The organism is Actinomadura parmotrematis (assembly GCF_019458805.1).
Lineage (GTDB): Bacteria > Actinomycetota > Actinomycetes > Streptosporangiales > Streptosporangiaceae > Spirillospora > Spirillospora parmotrematis.
This window is the reverse complement of record NZ_JAIBOA010000001.1, coordinates 229,047-246,093: the sequence shown is the minus strand read 5'-3', so window position 1 is coordinate 246,093 and position 17,047 is coordinate 229,047. Positions and strand designations below refer to the sequence as shown.

The window sequence follows — 17,047 nt, the reverse complement described above, 5'->3', positions numbered from 1 at the left end:
ACATGCGCGCTTCGGCGGGAAATATTGGGCGGGCGCGGCATTCCACCACGAGGGCCTCGTTCATGGTCAGATATCCCTGGCGCGGGTGCGAACCCGGCGTGCTCGGGCCGCGTCAACGGATGCGGCGGGTGCGTGACGATCGATGCGAGCGGGGAAGAAGAGGCCGATGCGAGGGAAGATGCCCGTGGTCGCCACGGTGGCGGCCGGCGTGCTCGGGGTGGCGGCGGCGGCCGTGCCGGCGGTCGGGGCGCAGGCCGAGGACACCGGGCCGTCCATGGCCGCGCAGCTCGGCGCGGTGCTCGCCGACCAGGCGTGGGCGAGGCCGAAGCCGGGGTCGTGGACGCCGCCGAAGGCCGCCCCCGACGGGCTGCCGGTGGTCATCAACAGCATCGACACCACCGACAAGGTCGTCTTCCTCACCATCGACGACGGCTACGAGTACGACAACGACTTCGTCAACCTGGTGCGCCGCGAGAAGGTGCCGATCCTCACCTTCCTCACCACCACCTACACGCGCGGCGAGGGCCAGTACTTCTGGGCGATGCGCAACGCCGGATCGAAGATCGAGAACCACACGATCTCGCACCCGAACATGCCGACGCTGTCCCTGGCGGGGCAGCAGCACGAGATCTGCGGCGCGTCCGACACCATCGCCGCCCAGTACGGGTACCGGCCGCAGATCTTCCGGCCGCCGTTCGGCGCCTACAACACCGCGACGCGGCAGGCCGCCAAGGCGTGCGGCATCAAGTCGATCCTCATCTGGTCGGCGGAGTTCTACAACGGCACGACGGGGCCGGGCGTCGGCTACAACGGGTTCGCGCGGGGCACCGGATCCGGCAAGGGGTTCCAGCCCGGCGACATCGTGCTCATGCACTACCGCAAGGGCCTCGCCCAGCAGTTCCAGACGATCCTCGGCTGGATCCGCCAGCAGGGCTTCCGCCCGGCCGCCGTGCAGAACTACATCCCCGCCTCCCTCGGCGGCGACGCGCCCGGCTGATCGGGGGCGGGGCCGCCGTCGCGCTCGCCCGGCGCGATGATGCCGCCGCCCTGCCCGGTGCGCGGCCCGCCGAGGGCGTTCAGCACGTGGTAGAAGAGCAGCACGGCGATGGTGCCGAGCGCGATCCCGCCGAGCGGGAAGTCGTCGGTGATGTCCAGCGTGGTGTTGCCGATCGCCAGGATGATCGCGGCGGCGACCGGCACCAGGTTGACCGGGTCGCCGAAGTCCACCCGGCTCTCGATCCAGATCTTGGCGCCGAGCAGGCCGATCATGCCGTAGAGCACGACGGTGATGCCGCCGAGGACGCCGCCGGGCGTCGCGGCGACGAGCGCGCCGAACTTCGGGCAGAGCCCGAACAGGATCGCCACGAGCGCCGCGACGTAGTAGGCCGCCGTCGAGTAGATGCGGGTGGCGGCCATGACGCCGATGTTCTCGGCGTAGGTGGTGGTCGGCGCGCCGCCGACCGCGCTCGCGAGGACGGTCGTCGCGCCGTCGGCGGCGATGGCGCGGCCGAGCACCGGGTCCAGGTCGGTGCGGGTCATCGCCGCGACGGCCTTCACGTGCCCGGTGTTCTCGGCGATGAGCGCGATGACCGGCGGCAGCGCGAGCAGGATCGCCGAGGTCGTGAAGCCCGGCGCGTGCAGGGTCGGGAACCCGAACCAGTCGGCGGCCTTCACCGCCGACAGGTCGATGCGGTCGTGCGGGAACGCCGTCGCGACGCAGTACGGGCCCTCCTTCGGGCACGCCTTCCCGGCGGCGTCCAGCAGGTTCTGCCCCGGCAGCACCGACGTCACCTTGCCGGCCGTCGCGTCCAGCAGCCAGGAGAGCAGGAACCCGAAGACGAGCGCGAGCAGCACCGAGATCCGCGCCCAGAACCCGCGCAGCAGCACCGAGGCGAGCACCGCGAAGCAGAGCGTGGCGAGCGCGACCCACTGGTCCTGCGGCCAGTAGGTGTCGGCGACGACCGGCGCCAGGTTGAAGCCGATCAGCATGACGACCGCGCCGGTCACCACCGGCGGGAACACCCGCTGCACGACCGCGCCGCCGAGGACGTGCACGACGACGCCGACGAGGAACAGCACCGCGCCCGACACCAGGATCGCGCCGGTGACCGTCGCGGTGTCGCCGCCGCCCGCGCGGATCGCCGCCGCGGCGCCGACGAACGAGGCGCTGGAGCCGAGGTAGCTCGGCACCTTGCCCTGCACCACCAGCAGGAACAGGACCGTCGCGACCCCCGACATCATGATCGCCAGGTTGGGGTCCAGCCCCATCAGCAGCGGGAACACGAAGGTCGCGCCGAACATGGCGACGACGTGCTGCGCGCCGATGCCGACCGTGCGCGGCCAGCTCAGCCGCTCGTCGGGCCGGACGACCTCGCCGGGCGGCGGCGTCTTCCCGTCGCCGTGCAGCTTCCAGCCGATGACCATGCGGGTGCTCCTTCGTCACGCGGCCCTCGCCCCCTGCGGGCAAGGGTGACCTACCCCGTCGGGCGGCCACCGGCATCATCCGCCGCGCCCGCGGCGCACCTTTGGGCGCCCCCTGTGAGGATGATCACCAGCGGTTGACCCGGCCGCGCCTCAGATCCCCCGCATCCGCAGCACGTGCAGCGCGAGGGTCAGGTTGAGGCGCAGGTGGGCGTCCTCGGTGAAGGGCCCGAGCAGCCGCTCCAGCTTCCCGATGCGGTAGCGCAGCGTGTTGTAGTGGAAGTGCAGGCGGCGCGCCGTCTCGGCGACGTTGAGGTTGGTCTCCAGCAGGACGCCGAGGGTGCGGCGCAGGTCGACCAGCTCCGGCTCGTCGTCGCCGGCGAGCGCGCCGAGCGTCTCGCGGACGAAGGCGTGCAGCTCGGCCGGGTCCGACACCAGGCTGAGCAGCCGGTACACGCCGAGCTGGTCGAAGTGGGCGCGGGCGCCGTCGCCGTGGAGCTGCCGGCCGACGCGCACCGCCTTCGCCGCCTGCTCGTACGCCTCGGGCAGCGCCGACGGCCCGGGCGCCGGCCGGCTGATGCCGGTGGAGAAGGTGCGGCGGCCCGCCGGGTGCTCGGCGAACAGCGCCGCCGCCTCGCGGGCGACGGCCTGCGCGGGGCCGCCGTCCGCCGCCCCCGCGCCGTCCCCGCCGCGCCCGCCGTCCCCGGCGACGACCGCGACGACCTCGTGCGCGAAGCTCACCACCGCCGCGCCCGGGTCGTGGCGGCGGGCGGCGGTCGTCCAGGCGGCGGCGAGCCGCTCCTGCGCGGCGCGCTCCTCGGGGCCGCGCCCGCCCTCGCCGCCCGTGCCGGGCGCCGCGCCCGCCCGGCCGTCCAGCTCGGCGACGACCGCGACGACCGGCCGGTCGAGGTCCCAGCCGAACCCGGCGCAGTGCGCGACGATCCGGTCGGCGCCGCCGGCCCGCCCCGACAGCACGTCGCGCAGGAAGTCGGCCCGGTACTTGCTCTCCACCGCCGCGACGGCCTGCTGCTTGGTGACCACGAGCGCGGCGACGAGCGCGGCGCGCTCCAGGATGGACTGGTCGGCCGGGCCGAGGGCGCCCGGCGGCCCGTAGGCGATGATGCGGCCGTGGTCGAAGCCGCCCGCGACGACCGGCACGGCGAGGAACCCCGCCTCGGGCTCGCCGGCCCGGCCGCGGCGCATCGCCTCGACGTGCTCGGCGGGGCCCGCGCCCGCCAGCGTCCGGCGCTCGGCGTCCAGCACGACGACGGCGACCTCCAGCAGCAGCGCGACCTCGTCCACGATCTCCTGCAGCCCGCCGCCGCACAGCACGATCTGCACGAGCGCGCGGTGCACCTCCTCGGTGCGGGCGAGCACCGCCGCCTGCCGGTTCAGGATGTCGGTGAGGACCTGGTTCAGGATGTCGTCGAAGCCGACGTCGTCGGGCAGCAGGATGACGGGGAAGCCGCGCCGGTCGGCCTCGGCGAGCATCGCGTCGGGCAGCGCGTCCAGGTAGCGGCCGAGCTTGACGGCGAGCGCGGCGAGGCCGCGCTCGTCCAGGCCGGCGACCAGGCCGGGCAGCGACTGCGGGGTGCCGCGCAGCGGGTAGCCGGTGGTGAGCAGCAGCTCGTTGGGCTTCACCCAGGCCAGGACGTCGGGGACCTCCATGACGTTCAGCCGCTGCACGACGCGGCCGAGCCCGGCCCGCCCGGCGACCAGCCGGGCGCCGTGCAGGGTGGACGCGCCGAGGACCTCGGCGACCGGCAGGCCGTGGGTGAGGGTGCCGGTGCTGGCGAGCCGCAGGGCCGGTGGGCCCTGATCCGCCGCGGGGGTGTGGTTCATGCCAGGGGTCACCTCGCTCTTGGTGGACATCGCCCCGATTCACCCGATCGCTACCGCTTTATGATCAACATTGACAAGTCGAGCCAACGAAGACAACCGGTCTTGGCAGGTTTTTCCATACGACCCGCCGCCGGACGCGTCTACCGTCCTGCCAGAGGCCCCGGTTCCCCGGCCCCCTGGAGGATCATGACCGCCCTCGCCCGCCATCCCGTCCGGCCGCGCACCGGCCGCCCCGCCCCCGCGGGCGCGGCGAGCCTCGCCCTCCGCGAGGCGCTGTCCGGCGCGCCCCGCACGGCGCGCGTGCTCGCGGTGTTCCCCGCCGCCGTCTACCTGGAGCTGCGCGACGCCCCCGAGCCCCGCGTGCTCGCCGTCGTGGCGAGCGACGCCGCCCGGCCGCCGAACGCGGTCGTCGTCGCGGCGGGCCGCCGCGACCGGCCCTTCCGGCACGCCGCCGAGGGCGGCGAGGCGCGGATCGGCGACGGGCGCGTGGAGGCGGGCGCCCTGCACGTGCGGGTCCGCCGCTGGTGGGATCCGCGGCCCGCGCTCGGCGCGCCCGATGCGGCGGCGCCCGGCGCGGAGGTTCTCAGGCAGGGCACGGCCGAGCTCGCGCGCGAGCTGGACGGCGTCGCGACCGGCCTCGCCGGCCACCCCGATCCGGCGCTGCTCGCCGCCCGCTGCGCCGCCGGGGACCTCGCGGGCGCCGTCGAGGCGGCCGAGCGGATCGTCGGCCTCGGCCCAGGCCTCACCCCGGCCGGTGACGACATCATCGCCGGGCTGCTCATCGCGCTCCGCGCCGCCGGCGGCGCGCTCGGCGCGGCCGGGGCGCGCGCGGTGTGGCTCGCCGACTGGCTCGGCGCCGCGGTCACCGCCGACGCCGGCACCCGCACGACCCCGCTCGCCGCGACGCTGCTGCACTGCGCCGCCGAGGGCGGCGCGGGCGCCGAGGTCGCGGGCGTCCTCCGCGGCGCCGTCCGGCTCGGCCCGCTCGCCCCCGCCGTGCGGCGGCTGCTCGCCGTCGGCCACACCTCGGGCGCCGACCTCGCGCACGGCGTGCTCGCCGGCTGCCGGGCCGCGCTCGCGCTCGGCGCCCGCACCGAGCACTGGGCGCCCGCCTGACCCGCGGCCCTCCCCCGCACTGGCCGCAACGGGCCTGTGATACGGCCGATGCCCAATCCGTCCCGACATGCGAGATCATGGCGGGGTGAACCTGAGCGTCTCCTCGATCGACGACCTGTCCGCACGCATCGCCGCCGTCCGCGACGAGCACGCCGAGCACTTCCCGGGCCCGGCGACCGGGCGCCAGCCGGTGCACACCGTGTACGTCCCGGCCGACCGCTTCTCCGCGTCCACGGCCTCCGACTTCGGCGCCGAGGCCCTCCGCCTGCTCAACACCCACACGCCGGGCGCGGGCTCGTTCGGCACCGCGTTCGGCCTGGAGCCGGAGATCTCCGCGCTGGTGCGCGAGCGCGTCGCGGCCAAGCTGTCGGCCGAGCCGCTGGAGGACGTGCGGATCGACTTCGAGGACGGCTACGGCGTCCGCTCCGACGCCGAGGAGGACGAGCACGTCGCGCAGGTCGTGCAGGCCGTCGCGACCGCCTACGAGGCCAAGTCGCTGCCGCACTACTGGGGCCTCCGCGTCAAGTCGTTCGCCGACGGCGGGCACGAGCGCTCGATGCGCACCCTGGACGCCTTCCTCACCGCGCTCCGCGACCGCCTCGGCCGCCTGCCCGGCGGCTTCACCATCACCTTCCCCAAGGTGGTCATGGCCGGGCACGTCGCGCTCTTCACGGAGTACCTGGACCGGCTGGAGGAGGCGCTCGGCCTGCCGGCCAAGATCCTGCGGTTCGAGGTGCAGGTCGAGACGACCGAGTCGGTCATCGACCACGAGGGCCGGATCGGGCTGCGCGGCATCGTGGACGCCGCGGGCGGCCGGATGGCGGCGGCGCACTTCGGGGTGTTCGACTACACCGCCGCCTGCGGCCTGCCGCCCGCCGAGCAGCGCCTCGACCACCCGGCCTGCGACTTCGCCCGGAACGTCATGCAGGTGACGCTCGCCGGCACCGGCGTCCGCCTGTCGGACGGCTCCACCAACGTCGTCCCCCGCAACGACGGCCCCGACGAGGTCAACGCCGCCTGGGCGGTGCACGCCGCGCACGTCCGGCACTCCCTCGCGCACGGCTTCTACCAGGGCTGGGACCTGCACCCGGCGCACCTGCCGAGCCGCTACGCGGCCGTCTACGGCTTCCACCTGACGGGCGTGGACGAGGTCATCGGCCGCGTCCGGGCCTGGCACGAGCAGGCCGCGGGCGACGGCGGCGTCATGGACGAGCCCGCGACCGTCAAGGCCCTCACCGCCCGCCTGCGCCGCGCCGTCGACTGCGGCGCCCTCGACGAGTCCGTCCTGCCCCCCGGCGCCTGACCCGTCAGCGCCCCGGCCGCTCAGCCCTCGCGCTCGTAGGCGGCGAGGTCGGCGAGGGTGTCGATGTCGTCGGGCGCGGCGACGTCGTCGCACGGCACCGGCGTGACGAGCTCGGGATGCGCGCGCAGGAACGCCCGGGCCCCCACGTCGCCCTCTGCGGCCTCGGCGACGGCGGTGAAATGCTCGGCGGCGATCAGCACCGGGTTGCGGGGCGCGCCGCCGTAGGTGGCGACGGCGACGCGCGCGCCGTCCTCGAACGCGGCGACGAGCCGGCGGACGGCGGCGGGGGTGACGCGCGGCTGGTCGACGAGCGCGACGACGACGGCCGGGCACCCGTGCGGCAGCGCGGCCAGGCCCGCCCGCAGCGACGACCCCATGCCGGTGCGCCACGCGTCGTTGGGGACGACGACGGCGCCGAACAGCTCGACGGTGACCGCGCCCGACACCACCAGGACGGGCGCGCAGCCGCCCTCGTGCAGCGTCCGCACGCCGCGGTCGACCAGGCGCTCCCCGCCCACCTCCAGCAGGGCCTTCGGCCGCCCGAGCCGGCTCCCCTCCCCCGCCGCGAGCAGCAGGCCGGCCGGCGGGTGCGCGGGATGCGGGATCATCGCGCGAGCCTAGCCGCCCGGACGGCGCCCGGCGGGCGGATCGGCGTGGATGCGGCCGCCCGTGTCGGTCAGCGGGCGGCCGCTGCCGCCCCAGCGGAGCTGGACGAGCTCGGCGGCGATCGACACCGCCGTCTCCTCGGGGGTGCGGGCGCCGAGGTCCAGGCCGATCGGCGACCGCAGCCGCGCCAGCTCGCCCGCCGACAGGCCGGCCTCGCGCAGGCGGGCGAGGCGGTCGTCGTGGGTGCGGCGCGAGCCCATCGCGCCGACGTACCCGGCGGGCGTGCGGAGCGCGACCTCCAGCAGCGGCACGTCGAACTTGGGGTCGTGGGTGAGGACGCAGATCGCGGTCCGCTCGTCCACCTCGGCCTCGCCGAGGAACTTGTGCGGCCACTTCACCACGACCTCGTCGGCGTCGGGGAACCGCTTGGCGGTCGCGAACACCGGCCGGGCGTCGCAGACGGTGACGTGGTAGCCGAGGAACTTGCCGACGCGGGCCACGGCGGCGGCGAAGTCGATCGCGCCGAACACCAGCAGGCGCGGCGGCGGCGCGAAGGCGTGCACGAACACCGTGAGGTCGTCGCGGCGCCGCTCGCCCTCGGGGCCGTAGTGGCGGGCGCCGGTGAGGCCCTGCGCGAGCATGCCGCGCGCGTCGTCGTCGACCGCCGCGTCCAGGCGGGCGGCGTGCGGCGCGCCGGGGGCGAGGCTGCCGGCGGCGCGGTCGCCCCAGACGACGCGGCGCGCCCCGAGGCGCCCCGGGCCGCCGATGACGGTGGCGACGGCGACCGGCTCGCGCTCCTCGATCGACCGGGCGACGGCGGGGAACTCGGGGAAGGTCGCCGGGCCGACCGGCTCGACGAGGACGTCCAGGATCCCGCCGCAGGTCAGGCCGACGGCGAACGCGTCGTCGTCGCTCACCCCGTAGCGCTGCACGACCGGCTCGCCCGACTCCAGCACCGTGCGGGCCAGCTCGTAGACGGCGCCCTCCACGCAGCCGCCGGACACGCTGCCGGCGGCCTCGCCGTCCGCCGACACCGCCATCGCGGCGCCGGGCGGGCGGGGCGCGCTGCGGAAGGTGTTCACCACGGTGGCGAGGCCGAACGGCCGCCCGGCCGCGTACCAGCCGGTGATCTCCGCCAGCACGTCACGCACGGGCCCCTCCGATGATCTGCGCGAGCCGTTCCAGGGCACCCAGGCTGTGCCCGCTCGTGAAGACATCAACGTACGGCAGCGCCGCGGCCATCCCGGCCGTCAGGGGCTCGTACCCGGGGCGCGCCCGGTGCGGGTTGGCCCACACCACCCGGTGCGCCAGCCGGTGCAGCCGCGCCATCTGCGCGCCGAGCAGCGCCGCGTCGCCGCGCTCCCAGCCGTCGGAGGCGAGGACGACGGTCGCGCCGCGGGCGAGGCCGCGCTGCCCGAACCGGTCGAGGAACTCCTTCAGCTCCGCGCCGAGGCGGGTGCCGCCGCTCCAGTCGGGGATCGCCGCCGCGGCCGCCGCCATCGCCGCGTCGGCGTCGCGGTGCCGCAGCTCGCGGGTGAGGCGGGTGAGGCGCGTCCCGGCGCTGAACACCTCGACCGCGCGGCCGCCCGAGCGGGCCGCGGCGTGCGCGAAGCGCAGCAGCGCGTCGGCGTAGGGCCGCATCGAGCCGCTGACGTCCACCAGCAGCACCACGCGGCGCGGCCGGACGCGCGGCGCGCGGTGCAGCAGCACGGCGGTCTCGCCGCCGCGCCGCAGCGTCTCGCGGACGGTGCGGGCCGGGTCCAGGCGGCCCCGCGCCGCGGGCGCGAGGCGGCGCGAGCGGCGCAGGTCGGGGGACGCCGACAGGGCGGCGATGAGCCGGTTCACCTCGGCGCGCTCGGCGGCCGTGAGGCGCGCGACGTCCCGGTCCCGCAGCACCTCGACGGCGCTTGCGGTCGCGGCCCGCGCGTCGCCCTCCGCCCCGCCGGGCGCCCCGCCCGCCGGGACCGCCGCCGCGCGCCGCACCGCGACGGCCGGCGGGCGCGGCGCGAGGCGCGGGGCCTCGCCGGCGAAGTAGGCGGCGAAGCAGCGGTCGTAGCGGGCGAGGTCGTCCGGTCCCGCGCACAGGGTGAGCCGCCCCGCCCAGTAGACGCCGGCGGGGTCGAGGACGTCGAGGTGGCCGAGCGCGGCGAGCATCGCGTGCACCCGCTCGGGATCGGCGGGGACGCCGGCCGCGCGCAGCGTCCGCGCGAACCCCACCATCGTCTCGGTCGCCCCCCGCACCCGCTCAGCCCCCGTCCAGCAGCGCGGCGAGGCCGTCCGCGACGACGCGCCGCTGGTCCTCGCGGTACTTCAGGACGGCGCCGAGGGTGAGCGCGGCGGTGTCGGGGTCCAGGTCGCGGGCGCCGAGCGCGAGGAGCGCCTCGGTCCAGTCCAGCGACTCGGCGACGCCGGGCGGCTTCAGCAGGTCGGCCTCGCGCAGGCGCTGCGCGGCGCGGGCGACGCGCCCGGCGAGCCGCTCGGTGGCGGCGGGCAGCCGGCGCCGGATGACGGCGACCTCCCGGTCGAAGGTCGGGTGGTCGAGCCAGTGGTAGAGGCAGCGGCGCTTCAGCGCGTCGTGCACCTCGCGGGTGCGGTTGGAGGTGACGACGACGGCGGGCGGCCGCTCGGCGCGGATCGTGCCGAGCTCAGGCACCGTGATCGTGAAGTCGCTCAGCACCTCCAGCAGGAACGCCTCGAACTCGTCGTCGGCGCGGTCGACCTCGTCGACCAGCAGCACGCTCGGCGAGGTCTCCAGGGCCCGCAGCAGCGGGCGCGCGAGCAGGAACCGGCGGTCGTACAGCTCGCCCTCCAGGCGCGCCACGTCGCGCTCCCCGGCGGCCTCGGCGGCGCGCAGGTGCAGGAGCTGGCGCGGGAAGTCCCAGTCGTAGAGGGCCCGCGAGGCGTCCAGCCCCTCATGGCACTGCAACCGGATGAGCGGCGCGCCGAGCACCCGCGCGAGCGTCTTGGCGAGCTCGGTCTTGCCGACGCCCGCCTCGCCCTCCAGGAACAGCGGGCGGCCCATGCGGAGCGCGAGGAAGCAGGCGGTGGCGAGGCCCGGGTCGGCGAGGTAGCCGGCCGCGTCCAGCAGGTCCGCGAGCGCGGCCGGCGAGGCGGGGACCTGATCCGCGGCCGGGTCGGCGGACGGGTCGGTCGCGGGAGCGGCCGCCGGGATGTGCGTCACCCGACCACCCTAGCCCGCGGAAAGCAGGCTAATTCAGTAGGGAAAGTTGACTTTCGGTCACCGGCTCAGCACCATCAGGGCCATGAACGGCCACCCGACCGACGCAACGGTCCACGAGCTGTCCCGCCGGCGCCTGCTGCGCCTGACGGCCGGCGCGGGCGCCGCCGCGCTCGGCGCCCGCCCCCTCCTCGCCGGAACGGCCGCCGCCGACCCGGCCCCCGCCCCCTCGCCCGTCCCCGGCATCGTCAAGCCGCTGCCGCCCGAGCTCTTCATCCCCCAGGGCACCAACGCCGAGATGCGCTGGGAGGCCATGGCGGGCCAGGGCTACTACACCCCCATCGACCGGTTCTTCGTCCGCAACCACACCGCCACGCCGACCATCGACGCCCGCACCTGGCGCCTCAAGCTGTGGGGCGACGGCCTCCGCCGCTCCCCCGCCGAGGACGCGCCGGTCGAGTTCTCCTACGCCGCCCTGCGCGCGCTGCCCTCGCACACCATCGCCGCGTCCATCGAGTGCACCGGCAACGGCCGCAGCCTCTACACGACCCAGCAGGGCCAGACGGTGTCGGGCACCGCGTGGAAGCTCGGCGCGGTCGGCGTCGCGCGCTGGCGCGGCGTCCGCCTGTCCACCCTGTTGGAACGTGCCGGGCTGCTCAAGGACGCGGTGGACGTCATGCCGCGCGGCCTGGACGCCGAGTGGGTGGACAAGGGGCGGAACCTCGGGCACGTGCGGCGGCCGCTGCCGATCGCCAAGGCCCTGGACGACGTCCTCGTCGCCTACGAGATGAACGGCCGCCCGCTGCCGCCCGACCACGGCTTCCCCGCCCGCCTCGTCGTCCCGTCCTGGGTCGGCATCGCCTCCATCAAGTGGCTCGGCGACATCCAGGTGTCCCGCGAGCCGCTGTCGTCGCCCTGGAACACCTCCTACTACCGGTTCTTCGGGCCCGACTACCCGCCCGAGGGCAGCGCGCCGCTCACGCGGATGAACGTCAAGAGCGCGTTCGAGCTGCCCTGGGACGGCACCGTCCAGGCCCGCGACGCGCGCGTCCTGCACGGCCGGTCCTGGTCGGGCGGCGGCCGGGTGCGGCGCGTCGACGTCAGCGCCGACGGCGGCGCGACCTGGCGGCGCGCCCGCCTGCACGGCCCGGCCGCCGAGCACGGCTGGGTGCGCTGGGCGGCGCCCTGGCACCCGGCGGCCGGCCGGCACGAGCTGCTCGCCCGCGCCACCGACGCCACCGGCGCCGTCCAGCCGGACGCCGCCCCCTACAACACGCTCGGCTACCTGTTCGGCGCCGTCGCGCGCCACCCGATCACGGTTCAGTGAGGAGCCTCCCCCCATGGCGCTCTGGAAGCCCGACCCGACGTTCTACCCCTCGCCGCGCGACGCCCTGGCGGCGCCGCCGGAGAAGCTCGCCTACGTCGCGGCGTTCGACCGCGCCGCCGCCAAGCCCGACGCCATCGCCGTCCTGGACGTCGATCCGGACTCGGCGTCCTACGGCGGCGTCGTCGGCTGGTCGGAGCTGCCGAACCTCGGCGACGAGCTGCACCACTTCGGGTGGAACGCCTGCAGCAGCGCGCTCTGCCCCGGGTCGCCGCACCCGCACGTCGAGCGCCGCTACCTGATCGTGCCGGGCCTCCGCTCCTCGCGGATCCACGTCCTGGACACCAAGGACGACCCGGCGAACCCGCGGCTCGTCAAGACCATCGAGGCCGAGGACCTGGCCCGACGCGCCGGGTACTCGCGCCCGCACACCGTCCACTGCGGGCCGGAAGGGCTGTACGTGACGGCGCTCGGCGGGGCGGACGGCCGGGAAGGTCCCGGTGGGATCGCGCTGCTGGACCACACCTCGTTCGAGGTGCTCGGGCAGTGGGAGGTCGAGCGCGGGCCGCAGTTCTTCGCCTACGACGCCTGGTGGCACATCGCGCACGACGTCCTCGTCAGCTCCGAGTGGGGCACCCCCTCGATGATCGAGGACGGCGTGGTCGGCGAGCTGCTGCTCGGCCGCAAGTACGGGCACAAGCTGCACTTCTGGGACCTGCGGAAGCGCAAGCACGTCCAGGAGGTCGACCTCGGCGACGAGCACCAGATGGCGCTGGAGCTCCGGCCCGCGCACGACCCGACCAAGCAGTACGGGTTCGCGGGCGTCGTCGTCAGCGTCGAGGACCTGTCGGCGTCGGTCTGGCTCTGGCACCGCGACGGCGACGCCTGGGCCGCGACGAAGGTCATCACGATCCCGGCGGAACCCGCGGACGCCGCCTCGCTGCCGCCGGTGATCGCGCCGTTCGGGGCCGTCCCGCCGCTCGTCACCGACATCGACCTGTCGGTCGACGACCGGTGGCTGTACGTCTCGTGCTGGGGCACCGGCGAGCTGAAGCGCTACGACGTCGGCGACCCGTTCCACCCCGTCGAGGCCGGCTCGGTGCGCATCGGCGGCATCGTGAACCGGACGCCGCACCCGGCGGCGCCGGACGAGCCGCTCGCGGGCGGCCCGCAGATGGTCGAGGTCAGCCGCGACGGCCGCCGCGTCTACGTCACCAACTCCCTCTACGGCGCGTGGGACGACCAGTTCTACCCCGACGGCGTCGGCGCCTGGATGGCCAAGCTCGACTCCACCGAGGACGGCTTCGCCTTCGACACGCGGTTCTTCCCGCACGGCGACGACTTCCGCGGCCTGCGCCCGCACCAGACCCGCTTGCAGGGCGGCGACGCGTCCTCCGACTCCTACTGCTACCCGTGACCCGGTGAAGGACGGGTCGCTCGCCGCCCTCGTCGCGCTCGGCGCCTTCCACGGCCTGAACCCGGCGATGGGCTGGCTGTTCGCGGTCGCCCGGGGACTGCAGGAGCGCAGCCGCGCGCCCGTCCTGCAGTCGCTCCCGGCGATCGCGGCCGGGCACGCCGCGTCGGTCGGCGCCGTCGCGCTGCTGGTGACGCTCACCCGCTCGGTCGTCGCGACGCGGGCCGTGGCGATCGGCGGGGGCGTCCTGCTCGTCGCGTTCGGGCTCTGGCGGCTGCTGTCGCAGCGGCACTTCCGCTGGGTCGGCATGAGGATCTCGCTCTGGCAGCTCGCCGGCTGGTCGTTCCTGATGTCGTCGGCGCACGGCGCGGGCCTCATGCTGCTGCCGGTGCTGAACGCCGGGGCCGCGCCGGTCGCCGGCCACGACCACGGCCTCGCCGCCGGGACGGGGAGCGCGGTGTCGGCGGCGGTGTTCGTCACCGCCGTGCACACCCTGGCGATGTTCGCGGTCGCGGGCGCCGTCGCCGTCCTCGTCTACGAGATCGTCGGGCTCGCGGTGCTCCGCCGCGCCTGGTTCAACCTCGACCGGGTGTGGGCGGTCGCGCTCGTCGGCGCCGGCGCGGTCACTTTGATCACGGCTTGATCGGAACCGGTTGTGGGCACGGCCCCGCACTGGCACCCTCGTTCCACCACGAATGTGGTCTATGCGCCTTATGTGAACGGGGATGCCCTTGCCCACCATCGCCCGCCGGGCCGGCCGGGTGGCCGTCGCCGGCGCCGTGACGCTGCCGCTCGTCGCCGTGCCCGCCCTCGCCGCGGACGCCGCGGCGGCCGGGCCGTCCGGCGTCAACGCCAAGTCGGCCATCCTCTTCGACAGCGGCACCAGGAAGGTGAAGTGGGGCCGCGCCGTCGACACCAAGCGGCCGATCGGCAGCATCACCAAGCTGATGACGGCCGTCGTGGTGGTGCGCGCCGGCGGCCTCGACCGCAAGATCACCGTCAAGCAGAAGTACATCGACTACGCCGTCCGGCACGGCGGCAGCATGGCCAAGCTGCGGGCCGGCGACAAGCTGACCGCCCGCCAGCTCCTGAACGGCCTGCTGCTGCCGTCGGGCTGCGACGCCGCCTACGCGCTCGCCGACGTGTACGGGCCGGGCTGGCGCGGGTTCGTCGCCAAGATGAACAAGGCCGCCGCGGCGCTCAAGATGACGCGCACGCACTACGCCAACTTCGACGGGCTGCCCTGGCCGTCGGACACCGCGACGTACTCCACCGCCCGCGACCTCACGCGGCTCGGGTACTACGCGATGACCAAGGCCGACATCCGCGCCGTCGTCGCCCGCCGCACCTACACGCTGCCGTCGGGCGGCGGCCACCACGCCTACTCGTGGCTGACCACCAACCGGCTGATCGGCTCCTACAAGGGCGCGATCGGCGTGAAGACCGGCCACACCAACGCCTCCGGGTACTCGCTGCTGTTCTCGGCCAAGCGCGGCTCCAAGACCTACCTCGGCGTGGTGCTGAACAGCTCCACCACCTCCGAGGCCGCCCGGTTCACCGACGCCGCCAAGGTCCTGAACTGGGGCTTCGGGGTGAAGGCGGCCGCCGCGTACACGCCGCCGGCCGTCGTGTCCGGCGCCAACGTCGACTGACCCGCCGTCCCCCCGCCGGGCGCCCGCGACCTTTCCCGAACCGGTTGCGGGCGCCCGCCGCCGTTGCGATGCTGCAAGCCGTCCAGAACGGAGGGTGACATGCGGTACCTCTGGGTCATGGTGGCCGTGTCCTCGGCCCTCCCCCTCGCGGCCGCCCCGCCGGCCGCCGCCACGACGCCCCCGGCCGTCCCCGCCGCCGGGCCGGCAGGCGTCAAGGCCCGTACCGCGCTGCTCGCCGACGGCGCCGGCCGCGTCCGCTGGGCGCGCGGCGCCGACACCCGCTACCCGATCGCGAGCGTCACCAAGGTCATGACGGCGCTGGTCGTCGTCCGCGCCGGCGACCTGGACCGCACCATCACCGTCAAGCGCTCCTACGTGGACTACGGCGTCCGGCACGGCGCGAGCATGGCGGGCCTCCGCGCCGGCGACCGCCTCACGGCGCGCCGGCTGCTGTACGCGATGCTGCTGCCGTCGGGCTCGGACGCCGCCTACGCGCTCGCCGACTCCTACGGGCCCGGCTGGCCGAGGTTCGTCGCCAAGATGAACCGGACCGCCAGGTCCCTCGGCATGAGCAACACCCGCTACGACAACTTCGACGGGCTGCCCTGGCCGGCGCGGACCGCCGACTCCTCCACGCCGCGCGACCTCGTCCGCCTGGCCCGGACCGCCCTGCGCTACCCGGCGCTCCGCCGCCCCGTCACCGCCCGCACCCACCGCCTCGCCAAGACCCGCGCCCACCGCGCCTACACCTGGACCAACACCAACCAGATGCTCGGCTCCTACCGGGGCGCCGCGGGCGTCAAGACGGGCTTCACCGACGCGGCGGGCTACTGCCTGCTGTTCACCGCCGCCCGCGGACGGCGTACGCTGATCGGCGCGGCCCTCGGCGCCCCCACGTCCGCGGACCGCTTCGACGACGCCGCCCGGATGCTCAACTGGGGCTTCGGCGTCCCCACCGACTCGCTCCTGCGGACCACGGAGTCACGCGACTGATGCGCACCGCCCTCGCCCCCCTGCTCCTGCTCGCCGCCGCCCTCCCCCTCGCCGCCTGCGGCGGGGGCGGCGACCCGAAGAAGGACGCCCGCCCGTCCGGCGCGACCCCCTTCACCGGCACCTGGCGCTCCGCCGCCGGCGGCGACGTCGGCAACGGCGGCACCGTCCTCACCGTCGACGCCGCCGGCGCCCTCACCTTCAAGACCAGCCTCGACTGCACCGGCAAGGTCGCCAAGGCCGCCGCGGACTACCGCTTCACCTTCGACTGCGGCACCTCCAAGTTCGACGGCACCGCCCCGGCCCCGAAGTCCGGCGCCTTCACCATGACCTGGACCGACGGCGACACCAGCGAGTTCCGCGCCTAGCCCTCCCGCCGGCGGCGTTCCTCACCGTGCCCGGCGCCCGACGCGGCTGAGATCGACGTCGATCGCGAACGGAACCGCGAGCTTGAGCCGTTCGTGGTGAATACCGGTGAGCGCATACCGCCCGCTCTCCAGATCGCGCTCGTACACGTACACCACAGTGCCCGAATCGCTCCGCTCCACCCGCCAGAAGTGCCTGATGCCGGCCTTGGCGTACTTCAGCGGCTTGGTCTCCCGGTCCCGATCTTTAGAATCCGGCGAGACCGCCTCGACCGCGAGCACCACGTCTTCCGGCAGATAGTAGGTGGACGGGTCGCCCCGCTCGTACGCGTCTACGGTGACCACCAGAACGTCCGGCTCCGGCATCTGACGTTTGGCGAGCCGTACCGCCATCTCGCGTTCGGTGCGCAGATCATCGGGAGCCTGCCGGTCGAGCTCGGCACGCAGCAAGTCGATCACTCTGGCGTGCCATTTCTCCTGCGGGCTCACGAAGACGAGGCTCCCGTCGATCAGCTCCGTGTGCCGGGGCAGACCGCGCATGGCGAGAAAGTCATCGGCGGTGAAGCCGCCCGGCGGGGGGATGACCCAGTCTGGCAGCGACGAGGCGTCCATGTGGTGACTTTCTGCTGAGAGCACCCTTCGGAGTGTAATCGACGGGCGCTCGGTCTATGCACTCAGTGCATCAAGTACATCAGGCCGGGAACCTGAAATCACCCGCCCGCGCAGGGCGAGGAAGTGGTCTGCGGTGAGGCCGGCGGAGGGTTGTTCCATGCGCAGTGGCTTTCTGTTGGTGGCATCTTTCGCAGTGTAGTTACGAGGGCTGCGGCGGCGGGTGC

General features: G+C 75.1%; 16 protein-coding genes. 9 read left to right on the top strand and 7 right to left on the bottom strand.

Annotated features, from left to right (window positions below; all coding sequences use genetic code 11):
* Positions 1-166 precede the first annotated feature (166 nt).
* Entirely contained in the window at positions 167-997 is an 831-nt protein-coding gene (locus K1Y72_RS01150) for a polysaccharide deacetylase family protein (RefSeq protein ID WP_220162323.1), read from the top strand.
* Here K1Y72_RS01150 and K1Y72_RS01145 read toward each other — a convergent pair.
* Both K1Y72_RS01145 and K1Y72_RS01140 read right to left on the bottom strand, forming a co-directional pair.
* Complete coding sequence (locus K1Y72_RS01145; protein WP_220162321.1) at positions 958-2,424, bottom strand: uracil-xanthine permease family protein; 1,467 nt, start codon at positions 2,422-2,424, stop codon at positions 958-960. The two genes, K1Y72_RS01150 and K1Y72_RS01145, sit on opposite strands and share 40 nt — an antisense overlap.
* A 150-nt stretch (positions 2,425-2,574) precedes the next feature.
* Positions 2,575-4,263, bottom strand: coding sequence for a PucR family transcriptional regulator (locus K1Y72_RS01140; protein WP_220162319.1), 1,689 nt, complete (start codon positions 4,261-4,263; stop codon positions 2,575-2,577).
* Positions 4,264-4,449: 186 nt separating this feature from the next.
* Between K1Y72_RS01140 and K1Y72_RS01135 the strand changes: the two genes are divergently transcribed.
* Together K1Y72_RS01135 and K1Y72_RS01130 are read left to right on the top strand one after the other, a co-directional pair.
* On the top strand, positions 4,450-5,379 hold the full coding sequence (locus K1Y72_RS01135; RefSeq protein WP_220162317.1) for an oxamate carbamoyltransferase subunit AllH family protein: 930 nt from the start codon (positions 4,450-4,452) through the stop codon (positions 5,377-5,379).
* Between the two features lie 85 nt (positions 5,380-5,464).
* On the top strand, positions 5,465-6,682 hold the full coding sequence (locus tag K1Y72_RS01130) for a DUF6986 family protein (protein ID WP_220162314.1): 1,218 nt from the start codon (positions 5,465-5,467) through the stop codon (positions 6,680-6,682).
* Between the two features lie 20 nt (positions 6,683-6,702).
* Here K1Y72_RS01130 and K1Y72_RS01125 read toward each other — a convergent pair whose 3' ends face one another.
* From K1Y72_RS01125 to K1Y72_RS01110, 4 genes are read right to left on the bottom strand one after another with little or no spacing between them, the layout of a single operon-like run.
* Positions 6,703-7,290 carry a nucleotidyltransferase family protein gene (locus K1Y72_RS01125; RefSeq protein ID WP_220162312.1) on the bottom strand — a complete coding sequence of 196 codons (588 nt, stop codon included), beginning with the start codon at positions 7,288-7,290 and terminating at the stop codon, positions 6,703-6,705.
* 9 nt (positions 7,291-7,299) lie between these two features.
* The gene (locus tag K1Y72_RS01120) at positions 7,300-8,439 is read right to left on the bottom strand and encodes an XdhC family protein (protein WP_220162310.1); all 1,140 of its coding nucleotides are present in this window, start codon (positions 8,437-8,439) and stop codon (positions 7,300-7,302) included.
* Positions 8,432-9,529, bottom strand: coding sequence for a vWA domain-containing protein (locus K1Y72_RS01115; RefSeq protein WP_308286831.1), 1,098 nt, complete (start codon positions 9,527-9,529; stop codon positions 8,432-8,434). The genes K1Y72_RS01120 and K1Y72_RS01115 overlap by 8 nt, the downstream gene beginning before the upstream one ends.
* 4 nt (positions 9,530-9,533) lie before the next feature.
* Positions 9,534-10,460, bottom strand: coding sequence for an AAA family ATPase (locus K1Y72_RS01110; protein WP_372452817.1), 927 nt, complete (start codon positions 10,458-10,460; stop codon positions 9,534-9,536).
* A gap of 91 nt (positions 10,461-10,551) precedes the next feature.
* Here K1Y72_RS01110 and K1Y72_RS01105 point away from each other — a divergent pair, with 91 nt between their 5' ends.
* From K1Y72_RS01105 to K1Y72_RS01080, 6 genes are all read left to right on the top strand, one after another.
* Entirely contained in the window at positions 10,552-11,793 is a 1,242-nt protein-coding gene (locus K1Y72_RS01105) for a sulfite oxidase (RefSeq protein ID WP_220162308.1), read from the top strand.
* Between the two features lie 13 nt (positions 11,794-11,806).
* The gene (locus tag K1Y72_RS01100; RefSeq protein WP_220162307.1) at positions 11,807-13,207 is read left to right on the top strand and encodes a selenium-binding protein SBP56-related protein; all 1,401 of its coding nucleotides are present in this window, start codon (positions 11,807-11,809) and stop codon (positions 13,205-13,207) included.
* A 4-nt stretch (positions 13,208-13,211) separates the two neighbouring features.
* A complete protein-coding gene (locus tag K1Y72_RS01095) occupies positions 13,212-13,847 on the top strand; it encodes a hypothetical protein (RefSeq protein ID WP_220162306.1) in 636 nt (211 codons plus the stop codon).
* 82 nt (positions 13,848-13,929) lie between these two features.
* Positions 13,930-14,856 (top strand): D-alanyl-D-alanine carboxypeptidase family protein, encoded by a 927-nt coding sequence (locus K1Y72_RS01090; RefSeq protein WP_220162305.1) that lies wholly within the window; start codon positions 13,930-13,932, stop codon positions 14,854-14,856.
* A 99-nt stretch (positions 14,857-14,955) separates the two neighbouring features.
* Positions 14,956-15,849, top strand: coding sequence for a D-alanyl-D-alanine carboxypeptidase family protein (locus K1Y72_RS01085; protein ID WP_258571736.1), 894 nt, complete (start codon positions 14,956-14,958; stop codon positions 15,847-15,849).
* Positions 15,849-16,214 carry a hypothetical protein gene (locus tag K1Y72_RS01080; protein WP_220162304.1) on the top strand — a complete coding sequence of 122 codons (366 nt, stop codon included), beginning with the start codon at positions 15,849-15,851 and terminating at the stop codon, positions 16,212-16,214. The genes K1Y72_RS01085 and K1Y72_RS01080 overlap by 1 nt, the downstream gene beginning before the upstream one ends.
* 21 nt (positions 16,215-16,235) lie before the next feature.
* Here the strand turns inward: K1Y72_RS01080 and K1Y72_RS01075 are convergent, their stop codons facing one another.
* Positions 16,236-16,823, bottom strand: coding sequence for a Uma2 family endonuclease (locus tag K1Y72_RS01075; RefSeq protein WP_258571735.1), 588 nt, complete (start codon positions 16,821-16,823; stop codon positions 16,236-16,238).
* Between the last annotated feature and the right edge of the window lie 224 nt (positions 16,824-17,047).